Source organism: Rheinheimera pleomorphica (assembly GCF_011634895.1).
Taxonomy (GTDB): Bacteria; Pseudomonadota; Gammaproteobacteria; order Enterobacterales; family Alteromonadaceae; genus Alishewanella; species Alishewanella pleomorphica.
Genome location: NZ_SIRR01000003.1, coordinates 384,978 through 405,648, shown reverse-complemented (window position 1 = coordinate 405,648; position 20,671 = coordinate 384,978). Strand labels below are relative to the sequence as shown.

19 protein-coding genes are annotated in these 20,671 nt (G+C 50.8%); 10 read left to right on the top strand and 9 right to left on the bottom strand.

From position 1 onward, the window contains the following. The first annotated feature begins 25 nt into the window (after positions 1-25). Entirely contained in the window at positions 26-484 is a 459-nt protein-coding gene (locus EYB30_RS02945; protein ID WP_166836917.1) for a hypothetical protein, read from the top strand. Between the two features lie 32 nt (positions 485-516). Beyond that, on the top strand, positions 517-795 hold the full coding sequence (locus EYB30_RS02940) for a hypothetical protein (RefSeq protein WP_166836915.1): 279 nt from the start codon (positions 517-519) through the stop codon (positions 793-795). Between the two features lie 126 nt (positions 796-921). Here EYB30_RS02940 and EYB30_RS02935 read toward each other — a convergent pair whose 3' ends face one another. The 7 genes from EYB30_RS02935 to EYB30_RS02905 all read right to left on the bottom strand — a co-directional run bounded on the left by EYB30_RS02935 (position 922) and on the right by EYB30_RS02905 (position 7,381). Then, on the bottom strand, positions 922-2,733 hold the full coding sequence (locus EYB30_RS02935; protein ID WP_166836913.1) for a DUF4209 domain-containing protein: 1,812 nt from the start codon (positions 2,731-2,733) through the stop codon (positions 922-924). Between the two features lie 264 nt (positions 2,734-2,997). Next, entirely contained in the window at positions 2,998-3,456 is a 459-nt protein-coding gene (locus EYB30_RS02930; protein ID WP_166836911.1) for a PH domain-containing protein, read from the bottom strand. Between the two features lie 21 nt (positions 3,457-3,477). Continuing rightward, positions 3,478-3,804: a type II toxin-antitoxin system RelE/ParE family toxin gene (locus EYB30_RS02925; protein ID WP_166836909.1), complete on the bottom strand. Its 327-nt coding sequence runs from the start codon at positions 3,802-3,804 to the stop codon at positions 3,478-3,480. Continuing rightward, positions 3,804-4,079 carry a type II toxin-antitoxin system Phd/YefM family antitoxin gene (locus EYB30_RS02920; protein ID WP_166836889.1) on the bottom strand — a complete coding sequence of 92 codons (276 nt, stop codon included), beginning with the start codon at positions 4,077-4,079 and terminating at the stop codon, positions 3,804-3,806. Before EYB30_RS02920 ends, EYB30_RS02925 begins: the two co-directional genes overlap by 1 nt. Before the next feature lie 138 nt (positions 4,080-4,217). Beyond that, positions 4,218-5,228, bottom strand: coding sequence for a DUF6081 family protein (locus EYB30_RS02915; protein WP_166836886.1), 1,011 nt, complete (start codon positions 5,226-5,228; stop codon positions 4,218-4,220). A 298-nt stretch (positions 5,229-5,526) separates the two neighbouring features. Continuing rightward, positions 5,527-6,720, bottom strand: a complete 1,194-nt coding sequence (locus tag EYB30_RS02910; RefSeq protein ID WP_166836884.1) for an alpha/beta hydrolase — start codon at positions 6,718-6,720, stop codon at positions 5,527-5,529. A gap of 97 nt (positions 6,721-6,817) precedes the next feature. Further along, positions 6,818-7,381, bottom strand: coding sequence for a hypothetical protein (locus EYB30_RS02905; protein WP_166836881.1), 564 nt, complete (start codon positions 7,379-7,381; stop codon positions 6,818-6,820). 158 nt (positions 7,382-7,539) lie between these two features. On the opposite strand from EYB30_RS02905, the gene EYB30_RS02900 reads away from it, so the two are divergent. After that, the gene (locus EYB30_RS02900) at positions 7,540-7,791 is read left to right on the top strand and encodes an EF-hand domain-containing protein (protein ID WP_166836878.1); all 252 of its coding nucleotides are present in this window, start codon (positions 7,540-7,542) and stop codon (positions 7,789-7,791) included. Between the two features lie 25 nt (positions 7,792-7,816). Here the strand turns inward: EYB30_RS02900 and EYB30_RS02895 are convergent, their stop codons facing one another. Next, positions 7,817-9,019: an anhydro-N-acetylmuramic acid kinase gene (locus EYB30_RS02895; RefSeq protein ID WP_166836875.1), complete on the bottom strand. Its 1,203-nt coding sequence runs from the start codon at positions 9,017-9,019 to the stop codon at positions 7,817-7,819. Between the two features lie 194 nt (positions 9,020-9,213). Between EYB30_RS02895 and EYB30_RS02890 the strand changes: the two genes are divergently transcribed. From EYB30_RS02890 to EYB30_RS02860, 7 genes are all read left to right on the top strand, one after another. Further along, positions 9,214-11,958 carry a TonB-dependent receptor domain-containing protein gene (locus EYB30_RS02890; RefSeq protein ID WP_166836872.1) on the top strand — a complete coding sequence of 915 codons (2,745 nt, stop codon included), beginning with the start codon at positions 9,214-9,216 and terminating at the stop codon, positions 11,956-11,958. A gap of 126 nt (positions 11,959-12,084) precedes the next feature. Next, complete coding sequence (locus EYB30_RS02885) at positions 12,085-12,945, top strand: MurR/RpiR family transcriptional regulator (RefSeq protein ID WP_166836870.1); 861 nt, start codon at positions 12,085-12,087, stop codon at positions 12,943-12,945. 138 nt (positions 12,946-13,083) lie between these two features. Further along, positions 13,084-14,643, top strand: a complete 1,560-nt coding sequence (locus EYB30_RS02880; RefSeq protein ID WP_166836868.1) for a cytochrome ubiquinol oxidase subunit I — start codon at positions 13,084-13,086, stop codon at positions 14,641-14,643. 1 nt (position 14,644) lies between these two features. Then, entirely contained in the window at positions 14,645-15,781 is a 1,137-nt protein-coding gene (cydB, locus tag EYB30_RS02875; RefSeq protein WP_166836866.1) for a cytochrome d ubiquinol oxidase subunit II, read from the top strand. A 13-nt stretch (positions 15,782-15,794) separates the two neighbouring features. Next, positions 15,795-15,908: a cytochrome bd-I oxidase subunit CydX gene (gene cydX, locus EYB30_RS02870; protein WP_166836864.1), complete on the top strand. Its 114-nt coding sequence runs from the start codon at positions 15,795-15,797 to the stop codon at positions 15,906-15,908. After that, positions 15,901-17,625, top strand: a complete 1,725-nt coding sequence (gene cydD / locus EYB30_RS02865) for a thiol reductant ABC exporter subunit CydD (RefSeq protein WP_166837644.1) — start codon at positions 15,901-15,903, stop codon at positions 17,623-17,625. Before cydX ends, cydD begins: the two co-directional genes overlap by 8 nt. Continuing rightward, a complete protein-coding gene (locus EYB30_RS02860; protein WP_166836862.1) occupies positions 17,612-19,234 on the top strand; it encodes an amino acid ABC transporter ATP-binding/permease protein in 1,623 nt (540 codons plus the stop codon). Before cydD ends, EYB30_RS02860 begins: the two co-directional genes overlap by 14 nt. 159 nt (positions 19,235-19,393) lie before the next feature. On the opposite strand, the gene EYB30_RS02855 is transcribed toward EYB30_RS02860, so the two are convergent. Then, positions 19,394-20,665 carry an ammonium transporter gene (locus tag EYB30_RS02855; protein WP_166836860.1) on the bottom strand — a complete coding sequence of 424 codons (1,272 nt, stop codon included), beginning with the start codon at positions 20,663-20,665 and terminating at the stop codon, positions 19,394-19,396. Between the last annotated feature and the right edge of the window lie 6 nt (positions 20,666-20,671).

The following is a 20,671-nucleotide window of genomic DNA, read 5'->3' as shown; positions in this document are numbered from 1 at the left end:
TGCAATGACGTGCCAGGATCCAGTGATGACTGACTACACCAGATTTGTCATTTGCAGCCCTGACACGCTGATTTTTCTCAGTAAAATAGTCGCCGATAAGCGTATCAGCAGCAAGGAAGATGAACCTGGACTGTGGCTGGAGCAAGCTGAGTTTCCGCTGGTCGCTTTACCTTGGATTGTGCGGACGATTGAAGATAAATTTTGGCGTTGGCCAAACCAGGGCGGCCTACCAAATGACACCTTACACGTAAGTGGCAATATTGCAGGCGAACAGCTTAAGATCCGTTATGTTCCGCAGTGCAGTGATGACGGTGAAAAAGGCATTAAGCTACAAAACTTAAGCCGTCCTGCAGTTAATGGCAGAGGAAACAGCCAAAGCGTGTTGTTACCTAATAAGCTGTTGAAACAGGCGGGCTTACTGCAAATACTTAAAGACTTGTGTGGCAAAAATAGCCTTAATTATCCTGATGTGTATAAGCCCTAAACGGAGACTTCAATTTGCGCTGCCCGCCCGCCATGAATTTTGATGCTCTACAATCAGCGGCAAATGACGTAATTGATGCGATTGACACCGATTCGCTAGAGACTGTTACAGCTGATGTGCTGACAACCATTAAACACCAGATGGTGTTTATTCGAGACGCTGCCGCTGCGGGTAAAGACCCTGCGGCAGAATTGCCAGCCGGCACCAAATTCACCTATGCCGTATTGGCATCGCGTGAGCTGGCAAGCCCCAACGAATTGATGCTACAAACCAGGATAGACAAAGTGACTCGAATACTTATTAAAGCCTAAATGCACCTAACTTAAACGCAGGCTTTGTTGTAATAATTGTCCGCTTTGAGCGAAGCGGACATTAAACGCCGAAATATAAGTTGAGTTATTGTTCGCAACAAAGTGAAGTGAATCCGACACTAACAGCTACGAAAGCGACTCAATCGGTTTGGGAGTTGTGTTTTCAGGTTTGTAATTTTGCTTCCAGTAACTACCAAAGGGTAGCATTAAAATGTGCAAAATTAGCCACCATAGAAAAATTGGAGCGTTTCCAAAGAAATGACCAGCGGGCATATAACCATGAGACATTTGATTCCTCAAATCACCATAAATTTTGTCTATCAATATAGCTTGAAGGTTGCCTGTAATATTTTTCCCTAGCACATCTAAGATAACGGCATGATTCAATAAGAATTTCAGACCACTCCGCTCTTGACTTCCATCTCCATGAAGCGTGGTTGGTTCCTCACCTTGACTCCTGACAACGTACCTAAGCGAGTTTTCGATTTGAGGAATCAAAACATGGCAAGCAGTAAGAAAGTCGCCTTCGAGTCCGCACATGACACCTTTGACAAAAAAATACTCGTGACCTTTAGGTATAAAAGGATGGTTTTTCAAGATTGACTCTAAAGTATGTTCTGAAACATGGTGTTGTGTCATTATTTCATTTATTGCTGGTCTTATCTGCCCTTGGACAGCCAATTGATGATCAATTCCTATGTTTCTCATCATAATTGACCATGTTACGATTCCATCTGGATCATCGTTAATTCCCATTCCGGATGGAACTGTAGCAACGGTAATACCTTCGTGATCAATGTGAGTTCCACCAAACATCCAAGCTATAGTGGTTTGCATTTGTTCAATTGCTTGGCTCCTTAACGTGTCAATACAAGCAGGTCTTGACACCAAAACACCAAGCCTAAATAACATATCGAAAAAATCCTGCCCCTGAACTTGAATTTTCGCTTGATGGACTATTTCACTAATATTAGTGCCGGGCGTTGAATACTCATGTAGCTGATGTAAAGATTCTAATTGGCAATCTCTCATTTTCTCATATAGCTCAAGCCTTTTTTGTCGCGTATTTGGTACTTTTGATAAAGAGTCAATTGCTTTGAGTAGAGCTCCAGCTGAGATAAGCCCTCCATCTTGCATCTCAGAGTCTTTTACATGACAACCGGCTATATATGTCCAGATTTCTTGTTGTTTGTTTTTATCTCTCAACTCAATTGCTGAGTTCAACGCACATTCCCAAGCATTAATTGCGGTCCTAGTATCATTCAACTCAAAACGGTTTTGAGCAATCTCTTCGGCTGTGGAAAGAATCCAATTTTGATCTCCCACTCCACACTCGTGAGATAAGTTTAAAAGGCGCAATGCATAGAAAGGAGGTTCATTAAGTTTTTTTCTGTCTATCTCAGAAATAACAAAATCTGATATCGAAATAAATAAGTCAGGACGCTGTGTTTCACGGCGGAACATGCAACTGAGCCTCAAAGCTCGTTCTATTCTCTCAGCTGGATACACCCAGGTATCATTTTCAAGTAATAATATTTTGGCCGATTCAATGTAAGCTTGAATAGCCATATAGGCATGCTCAATACTTCCAGATTTCGTTACCCAACATATATCCGCTAACCTTGCTCTAAGTTCAGGAACATCAACTTCTAAGCAGAACTCAGCCAATACATTTAAAGATGATCTAGAAAAATCATTGGCTATAATTCCTCTACTATCTTGCATTATAAACTTGGGGGAAAACGGGGTTATTGTGCTTTCAGGCTTCAAATGCATTGAACACGTTGCTGATAGCAGTCTTGCAGCATTTGAGTTTTCAACATTTCTAAAAGCTGACTCCAGTTCATAATAGACTTGGCTCTTACAAGAATTAGCAATTTCAACCAGGTTAAGTGATCTAAGTTCCTCTAAAGATACTTGAATTTCTTGCACTGACACTTGAACTCCTTGTGATGATTACCAGCTAATACTTATACGATGGCTCTCCCCTTACTTCAACATGGGTTAACCAGACATTGTATAATTTATGTACAGAACACTACATTGCTTCTTTTAATCTGACAACACCTTTTAGGTACAACTAGTATTTGCATTTGTTACAAATACGGATCAAACTGCCGAATAAGCGTTGGCTATGCTCAGATGCGAACAGGATGCTTTTAAGCTCTAATGTCCGCTTTTGGCACAAACCTACCATTCCCCCTACTCGCTTTTTAACCCCACTGCCGCCAGCTGCTGCAACTGTTCAAACTGCTGCTGGGTAATTCCAAACTGCTTCAGCCTAAAGGTGTGTTTAAGTTGCAGGCTATCAACCCGGAATTTAAGCACTTTGCTATTGGGGTTTAGGCTAAAGCCACTGATATCATGCCAGGGGTAAAACTCGCTGCCGGCGATAGCATCGCCCAGCGTTATGCCATCATCGTCAGCAGTTAACGTTTTGGGCTGTTTTGTGCCTATCACAATAGAACAGCACAGTGCTAGTACTGGTGCCATTGCTACAATCACCATTAAGCGGACGTTGGGGCGTGGGTCTAACGCTAGTATTGATGGCAGGTATTTGTAGCCGAGGAAGGTAGCGCCAAGAAGAATGCAATTAACCAGCAGGATCTGATAAAGCTTGCTGGTTGGGCTAACGATGGGTTGTTGTAGTGTTATTAACATAGTGACGAGACTAACCTGCTTTTAGCCACCCAGCAAGCGGCGCTGCAGCAGGCTTTGCATATTGCGCCGGCCGTCGGCTATCAGCATCACATAGACAACATCCGCCAGGATGCGGTAGATAATACGGTAAGGTTTAAAGTAGATTTCGCGGTACTCACGCAGCCCCACTGCCAGCAGCTCTTTGGGGTAAGTACCCCGCTCTGGTGACGTCGTTAAGCTGGCAAGACAAAGCGCTAATTGCTCCAGCACATAATCGGCATTTTCTGCTACATCATGCTCAGCAATATAACGATACAGCAAGGCTAAATCCTCACTGGCGTCGTCGGTAAGCATTACCTGAAAAGCCATTAAGGCGCCGTTTTTAGCTGGCGGATGTTACTAATAACGTCGGCCAGCGGCTGCACCTTACCCTGTTCAATTTGCTGGCTGCCCAGCGCCAGGATTTTTAATAGCGCCAGGGTTTCCTGCGTTTGCTCGTAGCTGGCAATGTCTTGCAGCACAGCCTTGGCTTCGCCATTTTGCGTGATGACCAAAGGCTCTTCCTGCACGGCTAAGTTACGCACAATCTCTGCCGCGTGGGCTTTTAAATAGCTAATAGGTTTAATTTGTTGCGACAGCTTCATGCGCCCTCCTAGGTGGACCAAATATAGTCCTCTAACAGGTCTGAGGCAAGCTTCGGATCGGTGAAAATGGGGGCAGAGCACGTCTATTGTTTAACCAGCTCCGCTCCCGTTCTCGCTTTCGTGCGGTACTCAAGTCATCTAATGCACTTTTTGCACGACTTTAAATTTACTCCACTGCCCCACTGCGCCCTGGCCGAACAGCCGCTCTGAAATGGGAATAGAAACACTCAGCTCTGGCGCTTCAGGATGCTGATACGGATAGGCGTCAAGTAAACTGAACAAACCATGCCCGATAACAAAGGTATTTAACCGCTCTTTTAGCAGTTCGCCCTCACCCGTGGACGGCGCATAGCCTGTGTACGACACGCCTTGTTTATCCAGTGGTATGCCAACATTATCCACCCGGGCAAACAGCTCACCATTTAAAAAAAACTCGACAAAAGACGCATCTGGCCCACGGCTGTAACGAATCGCAACATGCTGTTTTTTACCGGGATTAATATCGACTTCACGGATGATCTGGGTGTACGCCAAGTCTAAACCGGTGCCCGGACTGCCTGTAACCACCGTTGGCAAACGCTCAATTAAGGCAAAGGCTTTGTTCTCAGAAATAAACCAATCAAATAATTGGCCGGTTTCAAAGTTAATCATATTCAGCACTACACCAGCCTGCTGGCCTTCCAATACACTCGCCTGGTAGGGCTGGTCACAGGGATCAGACAGGTTAAGGTACGAAAGCGCCGGGCCATAGCAGCCCCGGATTAATCTGCCTGGGTCAGTACCCGGGGTATGGGCGATAATTTCAGCCGAAAACTCCAGCGAGCCATGTTCAGGCACATGGAACTGCTGAGTGCTTATGGCAATGTACTTCAGATGGTCAAACACACTAAAGTCCGCCCCCACCTGAAATGGAATGGCGCTAACGGTAACCGCCTGCTTAGACACCGCCAGGCTACCGCCGGCTGAAAGCGATAAAGGCCCGTAGATATTGGCCCATTTTTGCTGATACTCCGTCAGATTTTGCGCCTCATATTTCAACACATAGTTGCCGCTTAGCTCGGCGAAAACATAAGTGCTACTTAACGCTAAACTGGCAATACAACATACGGCAGCCCAGATCTTACTGGATACAGGTAATACTCGTTTCATGATATTTCCTCTGCGATAGTGCTTAAACGACTTTGGCATATCACTGCAATTGCCTATTCGCTACCGCCAGCTGACACCGTCAAAACAAAACCGCTACAGATTAACACTTTGTTTTAACGTGCTTTTTAATGTGAGTATTAAACAAAACCACACGCCGGCATCAGCGCAATGATACGCAACAAACACGCCAGAAAATTAATATCAACACTATCAACAGCTAGCAATTGAGCACGGAAATTAGGCGATAAAGGCCGCCAAAACTGTAAATTTTTCTGACAGCTTGCTGCAGCGGTTCTTGTTAAATAATAGTTTCCGCCACACCCTGCTGGCGCAAATACCGCAGCGTAACACTGCGTCTAAGCTGATTACCAACCGAGTTAGCGGCCAATTGGTTATACACATGGTTAGCAAAAGGAATAGATACCAGTTCGAGCTCAACCCCGGCCAGACGGGCGTAGCTGGCAAAGCGCTGTACCGTCCAGGCCGGCACTAAACCGTCTTGCCGGGGTGAAAATATCAGCGTGGCCGGCGCCTGTGCCGACAGATAGCTGTAGCTGCTTACGGCCGAAATCCGTTGTGCCAGCTGGTATGGATCGCCACCAATATAGCCGGAGACCAGCATTTTAGGTGCAAAGCCGGGTATCGGATAGCCGTATTCATAAATGGCTAACGGGTCTACCGCCGGGTATTGCACCACTACTGCCGTTACCGCTGGCGGCGCTGTATCGCAGTGTGCCTGCTCTGCCTGCATCGCGCCGCCGTAGGCCATGTTCAGCGCCAGATTGCCGCCGGCTGAATCGCCCAGTAGCGCCAGTCGGTTTATATCGCCACCGTAACGGGCGGCATTGTCTTTTAACCAGCTAAGCGCACAGGCAACATCTTGCGGCGCTTTTTGCCAGCTGGGATTGTCTTCACTAAACAAGCTGTAACCTGCGCTGACAACCAGATAGCCCCGGTCGGCAAACCAGCGCAAGTCATTGCTGGTTTCCAGCAACGAGCCGGCCATAAAACCGCCGCCGTGGATATACAGCAGCACAGGTGCTTTGGCGCCTGGGTTGCTTGGTAAAAACAGCGCCAGCGGCTTTGCTATGCCGTTATAACCGTCATAACTTAACATTAGATCTGGCTTAGCTGCGGTGATGCTTTTAAGTAGCAGGGCTTGGCGCCAGTTAATATCACCCCCTGCTTTTACAGCCGTTTGCTTAAACTGATAACACACAACGCCGCTGCTTATCGCAGCCGCAACCGCCGCCGACAATGTCAGTGTCGATAAGTGCGTTTTTGGATAACGCCGTCGCCACCACCATATAAACAGGCAGCCTGTCAGGCTAAGCAATAAAAAGTGCGGTGCCAGTGTGGTCCACAGCGCCGAGCCTAGCATGCCATGCAGGCTATCGGTGGGGCTGCGCAGCGCACCAATAAACAACAGTATTATGACCAGCGCTAACAGCAATATCAGGCTGTGCAACAAACGACTAAAGTGCCTGCGCATCACTCACTCCAACCAGACTAAGCATAAACATGTAGCTTAGCGCAGCCCTGCACATTACAAAACCGGCCGCGCCGCTTAATGCTAAGCACAAGTACGATTAAAACAGCAGTGATAACTGAGCACCGACGCTAGTGCGGCTAAAACGGCGGTTCTCACCCCCTGGCTGATAATCAATTGGCGTTACCGGCGCTTGCAGGCTGTTATAGTGAAAGTTATACCAGTTACCATACAGATCAAACCGGACATTCTGATGCAGTTTAACTTCAAGCCCGGCCCTGACATTGGCATTGCAGCAACTGTTGCTATTGGTGTCTAACCAATTCATCAGGCTGCTGTTCAGATCAAATCCGGCCTGAACATAAGGGCCAACCCACCAATCCATACCGAGCCGGCCATACAAAAATACCGGCCGGAAGCGGCCGCCGTCATAATCTGCCGGATATTGTTTCAGCGTAATGCGCTGGTAACTTAAGCCCCCCTGCAGGTATAACCCATTGGCTTCGGCTTGTCGCACGCCCAGTGCAACGCCGGTAGTTTCTGCTTTGCCACCGCCTTCGGTAAATACTGAGATCACTGTCTCACTTTCGGCCAAACCGGCATCTGCCGGCACTGAAATAAGCGTTACCGCCACAATCATTGCCAGTTGAACTATTTTATCCATTGCTACCACACATTAAATTAACACTATGTACATAAGGGCGCGAATACTAGCGCAAAGCCCTGCTTTAGTGCCAGATAAATATCGGAACCCTGCCTGCGCATAGACAGCAATTTTCAGGCGCAGTAAACTGCAGCCAGAACTGATTGCTAAACAAGGTGATGCAAGTGACTAAAGAAACGTTGTCTGAACAACAAATTGCAGAAATAAAAAGCAACTTCGACTTTTTTGACCGCGACGGTAACGGCCGTATTGATTTAACTGAGTTTATCGAGCTACTTACTGCGTTGGCGCCAAAAACCAAAGCCAGCCATGTTGAGGAAGGTTTTAAGCTGGTCGACAGCAACAACAACGGCTATATCGACTTTGCTGAGTTTTTAGACTGGTGGCAAGACTGCTGGTGGGAGTACTAACGCCCCAGGCAGGCTGTTGCCTGCGCTAATCAGCAAAGCTAACCTTCCCCATCGTCACGCCCGGGATCCCTTCGCGGGCGTTACTGAACTTCTGCTTGCCACCGACCAGACATTCATTGGCCAGTACGGCAAACAATACCGCCTCTTTGGCGTCTGGGTTTATGGCTAAATCGGCGGTGGTTTTTATGCTCACCCCGGGCAAAGCTTGCTGAATGTGGTTCATCAACAGCGGGTTATGCATACCGCCGCCGCTGGCGTAAATAACAAACTTATCCAGCTGCGCTGTGGTTTGCTGAATCGCGGCAATAATCATATCGGCACTAAAACGGTTTAGCGTGGCCATAATATCGGCATGGCTTAATTGCGTAGTACCAGAGGCGTGCTGCGCTTTGGCTAAATACGGCAGGTTAAACACTTCAGGCCCGGTGGTTTTAGGGAAACTCAGACCAAAAAAGCTGTCCTGCTTCAGTGCATCAAGTAAAGGCTTACTCACCCTACCCGCCATGGCCAGGCTGGCATCTTTATCATAATACTGACCGGCAAAATGACGCTGCACATAGGCATCCATCATCGTATTGCCCGGGCCGATATCGGTGCTGAATACCGCTTCGGCGTCCAGAGTTTGCGGCAGCCAGGTAAAGTTAGCGATACCGCCAATATTTAGCATAATGCGGTTTTCGTCTTTACTGCTAAACAACAAGTAATCACCGTACACGGCTAACGGCGCGCCCTCGCCGCCGGCGGCAACATGTTTCTGGCGAAAATCACTCAGAGTAATAATGCCGGTGGCCATCGCTAAATGGTCACCATCGCCCAGCTGCAGGGTGGCGTTACCCTCACCGGCTAACTGATGCTGCCGCTTTGGGCAGTGATATACCGTCTGGCCATGGCTGGCAACAATATCAATATCGGCGGCGCTTAACTGCCAGGCGGCTAAACACTGGTTAATGATGCGGCCATGCTCCAGCGCTATCCAAGGGTTTAACAACGTCAGCGCCTGCAGGTCAACCTCGCGTTTGGCAAATACCGCTTTAACACGCTGCTTGTAGTTGTCGTCATAATCTACAGTCGCAAAGCGCAGTAACTCAACCTGGGTGTTCAGGCCATCCCCGCTTAGCTGACACAGCGCCACATCCAGGCCATCGAGCGAGGTGCCACTCATCAGGCCAATAATGGTGCGGCGCGGTTTATCGGCAATGCTATATAACTGCTGAATATGGCTGTGCATAACGGCTTCCTGTCGCTGATGTTATCAGCACAAACTGTAGCATGAATAATTTATCCAGCAATAGCCTTAATACAACTAAATAAAATTGCACAAACCCCCAAATTGGGGTATATATTCATCGAAGCGTAATTATATATGTATAAAAAATTCATAATAACGCCGCGATCTTGCTCTATCAACAGGAGTATACACTGATGACATCTTACCGTTGCAGAACATCCAACCGCCTGCAGCAGGCGACTAAACTGGCATTGGCCGTTAACCTGGCGCTGTGCAGCCCACTGCTGCTGGCGCAGCAAACTGACAGCAGTGCCGATAAAACTGAAGTGATCACTATTACCGGCTCGCGCATTGCCCGCACTGAACTGGTGTCGTCCAGCCCGGTAGCCTCGGTAGATGAAGTGCAAATTCAGCTCGATCGTGCAGTAAATGTTGAAGACATCACAGCCAAGCTACCACAAGCCGCTGCCGGCGCTAACGCCACCGGCGCCACTGTCGGTGATTCACTGGGCTCGTCGACGATAGACCTGCGCAGCCTGGGACAAAACCGCACCCTGGTGCTGATCAACGGCAGCCGCGCTGTGCCGTTTAGTTTTCGCAACTCAGTGGATGTAAATATTATTCCGGCTGGCTTAATTAAGCGGGTTGACGTATTAACCGGCGGTGCTGCCGCCGTGTATGGCGCTGATGCAGTTGCCGGCGTGGTAAACTTTATTCTTGATGATAAGTTTGACGGCGTCGAGCTATCGGCCAGCTATGAAACAGCAGACGGCGGTGGTGAAAGACTCAATACCGAAGCCATTTTTGGCGGCGATATTGCCAGTGGCCGCGGCCATGTTACCGGGTATATAGGCTATTCAGAGCGCAAGGCGCTGCTGGCGGGCGAGCGCAACTGGGCGATGCAAAACAGTGGCAGCATGATTAACAGCGGCGGCTTTTATACCGATGTAGCCAGCGGCAATAGCTTTGGTATCGACGACAACGGCGCACTGACCACTGGCCGTAACACCACTAATGTGACCGGCGAACGCTTGCTGATCCAGCCGATGGACCGGTTGTCTGCCGGCCTGTTTTTTGGCGCCGAGCTCAATGAGCATGCAGAAATTTATGGCCGCGGTATGTTTGCCAAGGTACAGGTGCAAGGTGCCGGCGCCAGCGGCCAGACACCGGTCAGCGTAAACGAGCAACTGACTCTAAGCGCCGACAATCCTTATATTCCGGCAGCGGCACGTGAATTACTCAGCTTTGATGCCAACGGTAATGCCGAGGTAAACGTAGAACGTAACCTCGGTTTGGGCCTGCAATACACCGACGCGGTGCGTGAATCCAGCCAGTTTCAGTTTGGCGTAAAAGGCGTGCTAACCGACAACTTAAGCTACGATTTGTACGCCCAATATGGTCGTACTGATGAAACCTCAACCCTTTACAACAATGCCTATCGCCTTAACAACAGCGGTGCCAGCCGTTTTGCTGCTATTGCCAACAGCACTGATATTTTTAACCCGGCGCTGGATTTAAGCAGCTTTAGCAACCCCTTGCTGTACGCCAATCGTGAACGTACGCAAAGTGTCGTGGCCGCCACCTTGTCCGGCGACTCGGCGCCCCTGTTTGAACTCCCTGCCGGAGCGGTAAGCTATGCGCTGGGGTATGAAGTGCGCAAAGAAAGCGGTAAGCAAACGCCGGGCGATGCATTTCGTAACGGTACCAGTTTCGCCGGTGTCAGCGTGTTTGAAATGGACGCCAGCTTTGACAGTAAAGAGTGGTATGCCGAGGTGTTAGTGCCGCTGCTGTTTGACCATGCCTTTGCCGATCAGCTGGATCTGGAGGCGGCATACCGCATTTCTGATTACTCTAACACCGAGGCAGAAAACACCTGGAAGCTGGGATTAAACTGGGCAATTAACGAGCAAATAAGGCTACGTGCCAGCCGCCAAACAGCATTTCGGGCGCCCAATCTGGGCGAATTTGCCAGCCCTATAACGGCGCTGTCGCTGGCACTGTTTGACCAGACCAGCGAACAGTTTGTGCCGCGTTTTGCCGGCCGTTTTGACGGCGACCCGTGTTTATTAGGTACCGGCAATGCTGAACAATGCGCCCGCTATGGTGCGCCCGCCGTCGGCACAGCGTTTGATTCGTCTACGGCCAGCTACACCTTTGGCGGTAATCCGCAAATTAAACCCGAGCAGGCACAGTCTGCTACCCTGGGGCTGGTTTATACGCCGTCTTATATCAGTGGTTTTGACGCGACACTGGATTTCTACCGCATCAAAATTACCGATGCAGTCAGCCAGATCCAACCGGCCGCAGCGCTGAAAAACTGCTATATCGATAACCCGGTGGCGGGCAACCCCTTGTGCGATGCCGTGCTGCGTGACCCGCAAACCGGCCTGATCAGCACCGCTATTGTGAACGACTTCAACCTGGCCGCGATAAAACAGGACGGTATCGACATAGCGCTTAACTACCGCTTCAACGCCCCTCTGATGCTCGGCGGCAGTATCAGACTAAGCTATCAGGCCAGCATTATTACCAAGCAAAGCCGGCAAAATAACGCCACCGTGGTGCCGACAGATTGTAAAGGCACCTATGGCAATGCGTGCTCCGGCGACTTTGCCAGCGTACTGCAGGCGGACTATAAACATCGCGCAACGTTGGACTGGAACCTGGATACGCTTGGCGTGCAGCTGGGCTGGCGTCGTATTGGCGAGGTAGAGAACGCCGCTGACCGCAGTATCCGCATTGGCGCACAAAACTATCTCGACCTGTCGGCCTCCTGGCAGGCCAGCGATACACTTAGCCTGACGGCCGGTATCGACAACCTGCTGGATAAAAACCCGCCGCTGCCACTGTCGGGCGCCAACCACTTTAATACCGTTAGTGACTACCCGGTACTGGGCCGCTCTTTCGGTGTTAGCCTGCGTTACACACCCGCGTTCTAATCCCGGACCCGGTGTTTCCCGGCCTGTATTGCAGGCCGGGCTTTTCAATTTAGCCGACTCATAATAAGCTGCGGGATATGACCTTTTTTAGCTGCGTGCCAAAGCGGCCGCCAACAGGACCTGCGGATGTCTGTACTTGATAAAATAAAAGCCCTGCGCGATAAGTTTCCCCGCGCCGAACAGCAACTGGCGGAATATATCCTGGCGAATCCGGATCATATCCGCGATATGCCCTCACAAATGCTGGCCAAAGCGGTCGGCATCAGCCAGGCCAGTGTGGTGCGCTTTACCCAGAAACTAGGCTATAAAGGCTACCCGGATTTTAAATTTGCTATCAGCGACAGCCTGCATCATCAGGCACCAGCGGTTAGCAGCGATAAACTGCATGGTGAAATATCTTTAGACGATACTTTTAGCACCATGAGCCAGAAATTGCTGGCCAGCAAAATTAATGTGTTGCAAAAAACCCATGCCATTAACAGCCAAACCAGCTTCGAACAAGCGGCGTTGTTGCTACGCAATGCCAAGCGGGTGCTGCTGTGCGGCAAGGGTGGCTCAGCGTTGGTAGCAAAAGACTTTTCTTACAAATTACAAAAGCTGGGTACTGCAGCACTGGCCGAAACTGACACCCATGTGCAGCTGGCCAATATTGCCAATTACACCGTGGAAGATGTGCTGGTGGTCATAAGCGAGTCAGGCGAAACGCCAGACAGCGTTAAAATTACTGAACAGGGCGCGGCTAATGGCGTCAACATTATCAGTATTACCGCCTATGGTGCCAATAGCGTCGCACGCTTAGCCAGTTTAAATTTGTACACCGTCGCCGATGAAAGCTCAGCGCGCTTATCGTCAATACTGGCGCGTAATGCCCAGGAGCTGGTGATCGATACGCTGTTTATTCTGCTGACGCAAACCTGCCCGCAAGGCCGCAAAAAGCTGGCCGCATCCAATAAAGCAGTCGATACCTTTCTGGCCAGGAAACGCTAGTACATTAAATTCATCTAATGTAAAAACCGCAAAGCTTGATCCAGCGCATAAGCGCTGGTGCACCTTCCTTGTATAGTGATATGGCTGTACTACTTTATAGGTACCGCTTATTTCTTACCTGCGCTGCGGAGCTTAGCGATGGATATAGTTGACCTGTCCCGGTTTCAATTTGCCTTTACGGCAATGATCCACTTTCTGTTTGTCCCTCTTACCTTAGGCATGGCGTTTATATTAGCGATAATGGAGTCGGTGTATGTGATGACCGGCAAAACCATTTACCGTGATATGACCAAATTCTGGGGTAAATTATTTGGTATTAACTTCGCGCTGGGGGTCACCACCGGTATTGCCATGGAGTTCCAGTTTGGTACTAACTGGGCCTATTACTCACATTATGTTGGCGATATTTTTGGCGCACCACTGGCAATAGAAGCCCTGATGGCATTCTTTTTAGAGTCAACCCTGGTTGGCTTGTTTTTCTTTGGTTGGGATAGGCTAAGTAAAGAAAAACACCTGGCGGTAACTTGGCTGATGGCGTTGGGCACTAACCTGTCAGCACTGTGGATCTTAATTGCCAATGGCTGGATGCAGCATCCGATAGGCTCAGAATTTAATATCGACACCATGCGTATGGAGCTGGCCAGCTTTAGCGAAGTGGTGTTTAACCCGGTGGCACAGGTTAAGTTTGTGCATACAGTATCGGCCGGCTATGTTACCGGCGCTATTTTTGTGCTGGCCATTTCCAGCTGGTATCTGCTTAAAGGCCGCGATTTAGCCTTTGCCCGGCGCAGCTTTGCTATTGCCTCGGCCTTTGGCCTGGCCAGTGCCTTGTCAGTTATCGTACTGGGTGACGAATCGGGCTATGAGCTGGGTGATGTGCAAAAGGTGAAATTAGCCGCGGTTGAAGCCGAATGGCAAACCCACCCGGCGCCGGCCGCCTTTACCGTGTTTGGTATTCCAAATGAAGAAACCCAAACTACGGACTATGCGCTGAAGATCCCCGCCGTGCTGGGGCTGATTGCCACCCGCTCATTGGATGAACAAGTGCCTGGCTTAGCCGAGTTAAAACAAAAACACCTGGAGCGGATTATCCGCGGTCAGGAAGCCTATGTACTAATGCAGCAATACCGCGCCGGTGATAAATCGCCCGCTACAGTAAACCGCTTTAACGAGCTTAAAGAAGATTTAGGCTATGGCATGCTGCTTACCGCTTATACCGATGATGTCGCCAATGCCACGCCAGAGCAGATTGCCCAGGCAGTAGAAGACTCGGTACCCCAGGTATGGCCGTTGTTCTGGAGCTTCCGCATTATGGTAGCCTGCGGTTTTGCCATGCTGCTGTTGTTTGCACTGGCCTTCTGGCACAGCGCCAAACGCACGGTCGACAAACCGAAATGGCTGCTCAAATTTGCTGTATTTAGCCTGCCGCTGCCGTGGATCGCCTGTGAAGCCGGCTGGTTTGTTGCCGAATATGGCCGTCAGCCCTGGGCGATAGGTGAAATTCTGCCCACTCACTTAGCCGTATCGCAACTAACGGTAACCGATATCTGGATAAGCTTAATCAGCATCATGGTGCTGTACACCGTCTTCGTGATTATCGAAATGTGGCTGATGACCAAGTACGCCAAAATTGGCCCATCATCACTGCATACCGGCAAATACGATTTAGAAAGCCCCGCTGTGGCGAAGGAGGCATAACATGGACTACGAAGCACTACGTTTTATCTGGTGGCTGCTAATTGGCGTATTGCTGATTGGCTTTGTGATTACCGATGGCTTTGATATGGGCGTGGCCGCGCTGTTAAAGGTGCTGGGTAACAGCAACGACGAGCGCCGCGTGATGATTAACGCCATAGCGCCGCATTGGGACGGTAATCAGGTATGGTTAATTACCGCTGGCGGCGCTTTATTCGCTGCCTGGCCCACCGTCTATGCCGCCTCCTTCAGTGGTTTTTATCTGGCACTGATGTTAACCCTGTTTGCGCTGTTTTTACGCCCTATCGGCTTTGAATACCGCGCCAAAATTGACAGTGAAACCTGGCGCAGCCGCTGGGACTGGGCGCTCACCGCCGGCTCTGCCATACCAGCGCTGATCTTTGGCGTGGCCTTTGGCAACCTGCTGCAAGGCGTGCCGTTTTACTTTGACGATATTCTGCGCCTGCATTACACCGGCAGCTTCTGGGCGCTGTTAAACCCCTTTGCCCTGCTGGCAGGTGTGCTGAGCTTACTGATGATTGTTAACCACGGCGCCACTTACCTGCAACTTAAAACCGAAGGCGAGCTAAAAGCGCGTAGCGAGAAATTATCAACGATTGTGGCCTGGCTCTGTGCCCTGCTGTTTGTGCTGGCTGGCATCTGGCTGTATGCCGGTATTGATGGTTATGTCGTCAAAAGTGTCATTGACACTAACGGCGCTAACCGTACTACCGAGAAACTGGTAGAAGTCGCTGCTGGCGGCTGGTTTGTTAACTACGGCAAACTACCGCTGCTGTGGCTGGTACCGGCGCTTGGGGTACTGGGCTTTATTGGCTGTGCGCTGGCCAGCAAAGCCAAACGTCATATCAGTGCTTTTGTCAGCTCGTCACTGGCCATGGCAATGGTAATTCTCACGGCCGGTATCAGCATGTTTCCCTTTGTTATGCCATCGAGCAGCCATCCGGCACATAGCCTGACCATGTGGGATGCCACCGCCAGTGAAACCACGCTGATGATTATGTTTGTCGTGGCATGTATTTTTGTGCCGTTAATTCTGGCGTACACCGGCTGGGGTTACTATGTGATGCGCGGGCGCTTAAACGAGCAGCATATCCGCGATAACAGCCACTCACTGTACTAATAAGGAGCCTGATATGTGGTATTTTGCCTGGATTTTAGGCGTGTTACTGGCCTGCTCATTTGGCATTATCAATGCGATGTGGCTGGAGTTAAAAGGCTACGAAGGCGAGGAAACTCCCGCTGAGTAAACCATCGCCCCCCCTGCAGCAGCTAAACCAGCTGCTGCAAAGCGTTAAACCGCGGCTAAACAAGGCGCTGTTGCTGGCGATAGCGGCAGTCGCCTTACTTGTGCTGCAATCTTATCTGTTATCACTGCTGTTTGCCGACTGGCTAACCGCACTGGCCAACGGACAAAGCCCTACCCCAACCTTATTAACCAGCTTACTGCCTGCTCTTGCCTTGTGCCTGTTGGGCCGGCCATTGCTGCACTATGGCCGCGAGCAACTTAGCGTACAAGCCAGCCAGCAGGTGCGCTTAACACTGCGTCAGCAGCTACTTCAGCCGATTGCCGCAGCCGGGCCGGGCAAAAGCCAGTACGGTACTGATGGTGCCATCAGTACCAAGCTGCTGGAGCAGGTTGATGCACTGGATGGTTTTATCAGCCGCTATTATGTGCAGCGTTATCTGGTGTTAGTCACACCGGTGATCATGGCGCTGGCAACGGCCTACTACAGCCTGCTGGCAGCGGCCATTTTGCTGCTGACAGCGCCACTGGTGCCGATGTTTATGATTTTACTGGGCAATGCTGCAGCCAGCGCCAGCCAAAAGCAGTTTACTGAACTTAGCCGCATGGGCGGTCGCTTTCTCGATTTAGTGCGGGGCATAGCAACGCTGCGTCAGCTAAACGCGCTGGACAGAGCCAGTAACTCGGTCGCCCACGCGGCAGAGCGCTATCGCGACAGCAGCATGCGGGTGCTGAAGATGGCATTTTTATCCGGCGCTGTGCTGGAGTTTTTCTCTGCGCTGGCCATCGCCTTGCTGGCGTTGTATTTAGGCTTAGGTTTATTAGGCATTTTGCCCTGGGCCAAAGGCGAGATCCCGGTACCCTATCAGGGCGCGTTATTTATTTTGCTGCTGGCACCGGAATTTTATGCGCCGCTACGTCAGCTGGGCAGTGATTACCACGCCAAAGCGCTGGCAGAAGCCGCCATCACTGAACTGCAGCCAATACTCCTTCAGCAGGCCTGGCAGCATAACGGTAATCAGCCGCTTAGTTTTGCAGCGGCACCGGCTATTCACATCAACCAGCTTAGTATTGCTGGCGCAGAGGGCCGCCAGCGACTGGCCCCGCTCAGCATCGCAATTGCCGCAGGTGAACGTATTGCACTGCAGGGGCCAAGTGGTTGTGGTAAATCGAGTGTATTAGATGCCCTGCTTGGTTTTACGCCCTATCAGGGTGAAATATGGCTTAACCAGCAAGCGCTGTCTGAAGTGAACCTGCCCCAGTGGCAAGCCAAGCTGGGCTATATGGCGCAGCAAAGCCGTTTTATCGCCGCCAGCATTGCTGAAAACCTGCGCCTGGCCATGCCAGCGGCCACAGACGAGCAGTTAAAACAAGTATTACACCAGGTTGAGTTATGGCCTCTGTTAAGCCGTTTACCTCTGGGGCTGGACACCCTGCTTGGCGAGCGCGGCCTGGGCCTGTCCGGCGGTCAGCTACAACGGCTGGCACTGGCACAACTGTTGTTGCGTGATGCTCCGATCTGGCTGCTGGACGAACCGGCAGCGCACCTGGATGGCGCTACCGCCTACCGCTTACACCAACTTATTGGTCGCTTAAGCCTAGGTAAAACCGTCATCATTGTCAGTCATCAGTTACATGGCCTGGACTGGCTGGATCAGGTTATCCAGTTACCTGAGGGCGGTAACCTTTTACGCCAGGGAGGTGCAAATGCACGCGCCTGAACCTATTCGTCTTCGTAGTTTAATGACAAGCCGCCGCGGTGCCTGGTCGCTGGCCCTGTTATTGGGTTTTGTTACTTTTGTCGCAGTGGTCACGTTGCTGGCATTATCCGGCTGGTTTATCAGCGCCGCCGCATTGGCAGGACTCGTTAGCCTGGGCGTTGGCTTTGATTATTTTCGCCCGGCTGCCATGATCCGGCTTTGTGCTATCGGTCGCACCGCCGGCCGTTATGCAGAGCGCTTAAGCTCGCATTACGCTGCACTTGGCTTACTCAAAGACCTGCGGGTATCGCGCTTTCAGCTGATGGCACAAAGCAAAACCGCCAAGCATCACTCGGCCGACGATTTACAGCGTCTGGTCAGCGATATTGATTTACTCGATCTGTTTCCACTCAAAGTGGTCGCGCCCTGGCTATCGGCCATATTGCTTAGTGCCTTGCTGCTGCTATTTTGGGCGTTACTGGCCAACAGTCTGTTGCTGGCAGCCATTCCGCTGCTTATCGCTGCCCTTATTGTGCCGCTGCTGGGGTTATCTACTGCCGTTAAACTGTCCCGCCAGCAAGCCGACACTGCCGCGCAAAGACGGCAGGCCTTGTTGGAGCCACTTAGCCTGCTGGCCAATTTAGTGTTATGGCAACGCTGGCAGCAACAATTGCAGCGGTTTAACCAGGCCGATCGCCAGTTATTAACCCTGCAACAGCGCCAACAACAGCTGATTAACCGCACGGTATTGCTGCAACACTGTTTGTTGGGGCTATCTGCATTATTACTGTTATGGCAAGGCGGTGCAGCACTGGCACAAGGTCAGCTTAAGGTGCCGTTACTGCTGGCGGCCCTACTGGTACTGTGGGCACTGTATGAAATCCTTACGCCACTGTGCCACAGTGTAGTGGCACTGGGGCTGAGTTTAGCCGCACGTGATAGGCTAAATCAGTTGGCGGGGCCCACCGCAGCGCAAACTTCCGGGCCTGTACCAACAGGCCCATTTAAACTGGCGGCCAGCCAACTGACCGCCCGTCAGCCCAACGCCATTGTTGGGCCGCACAAGATCAGTTTTACGCTTAGCAGTGGCCAGTTACTGTTTATCAACGGTGTCTCCGGTGCCGGTAAATCTACCCTACTGCAGGCATTGGCTGGCGAACTGCCTTACCGGGGCGAGCTTAGCTTAAACGGCTGGCCGCTGTCGCATTGGCAGCTTAACCACAGCATTGGCTATTTGCCGCAGCAGCCAGACTTATTTGATCTCACCCTGGCACAAAACTTACGCTTAGGTGCCCCCGACGCCAGTGACAGCGAACTGTGGCAAGTACTTGACGATGTCGCCTTAAAAACCTGGGCACAGCAGCAACCGCAACAACTGGATACCCTGTTGGGCGAATATGGTGCAGCTGTATCGGGTGGCCAGGGCCGGCGTATCGCGCTGGCACGGTTATTACTGACTAAACGGCCGATTTTGCTATTAGACGAGCCCTTTGCCGGGCTGGATAACCTAACGGCCCAGCAGGTAGCCAAAGTACTGCAACAGCGTCAGCAATCTGGCCTGTTAATTATTGTCAGCCATCAACAGCTGCAATTGAACCACAGCACAACACTAACCTTGTCTGAGCAATAAAAAACCCCGCGCCAATTGGCACGGGGCGTCAGATAAAAAGACAAAGGACAAGGATAGACGTAGTTTAGTGGATTTAGGTTTAGCTCATGGCGTTGGCACTTTGCAGTGCCGCTGCCTGAGCAGGCTCCCGGGAGGTGCCACTAACACCTCCCAGGCTGCTTACTTTACCGACGCGACAAACTCAGGATAGGCTTCAATACCACATTCTGAGGCGTCTACGCCTTCATACTCAGCTTCTTCGCTAACACGAATACCGATGGTTAACTTCAGCACATACCACACCACCAGGCTGGCAATAAATACCCAAGCGAAGATAGCAGCCGCACCAATTAACTGGCCCGTGAAGGTAGCGCCGTCTTTGCTCAGTGGCACAATCAATAAACCAAACAGACCCACCACACCGTGTACTGAAATCGCACCTACCGGATCGTCAATCTTCAGTTTGTCCAGGCCAATAATAGAGGCCACTACTATCACACCACCGATGGCACCGAATAACGTTGCCTGTAATGCTGTAGGCGTTGATGGCTCAGCTGTTATTGCCACCAGACCCGCCAGCGCTCCGTTTAACGCCATAGTTAAGTCGGCTTTACGGAATAAAATTACTGATAAGGCCAGTGCGGCTACGGCGCCAGCAGCTGCCGCGGCGTTGGTATTTAAGAACACCACAGCAACCGCATTAGCGTTACTGATATCGCCCAGCTTTAACACTGAACCACCGTTAAAACCAAACCAGCCCATCCACAGCACTAAGGTACCCAGGGTGGCCAGCGGCATATTGGCGCCCGGTATCGCGTTTACTTTACCGTCTTTGCTGTACTTGCCTTTACGCGCACCCAGCAGTAATACACCGGCTAACGCGGCTGCTGCACCGGCCATATGTACAATGCCTGAGCCGGCAAAATCAGAGAAGCCAAACTGATCATCCAGGTTTACGCCAAACATACCCTCAGCGCCCCAGGTCCAGGAGCCGTGCACCGGGTAAATAAAGCCGGTCATTACCACAGCAAAGGCTAAAAAGGCCCATAGCTTCATACGCTCGGCCACGGCACCCGACACGATAGACATGGCGGTTGCGACAAACACCACCTGAAAGAAAAAGTCAGATGCAGTTGAATACACTGCACCGCCGGTGAAGCCATCTTCACGCTCGGCAAAGCTGGTCAGGGTGGCGTCAACATCTACGGCATTAATACCGCTTAAGAAAAACTCGCCGCCGTACATAAAGGCATAGCCGCACACCAGGTACATAATGCAGGCGATAGAATATAAGGCCACGTTCTTGGTTAAGATTTCAGTGGTGTTTTTCGCCCGCACCAGGCCGGCTTCTAACATGGAGAAACCCGCGGCCATCCACATCACCAGCACACCGCAGATCAGAAAGTAGAAGGTGTCCATCGCATACTGTAAGTGATAAATTTGCTCTTGCATGATAAC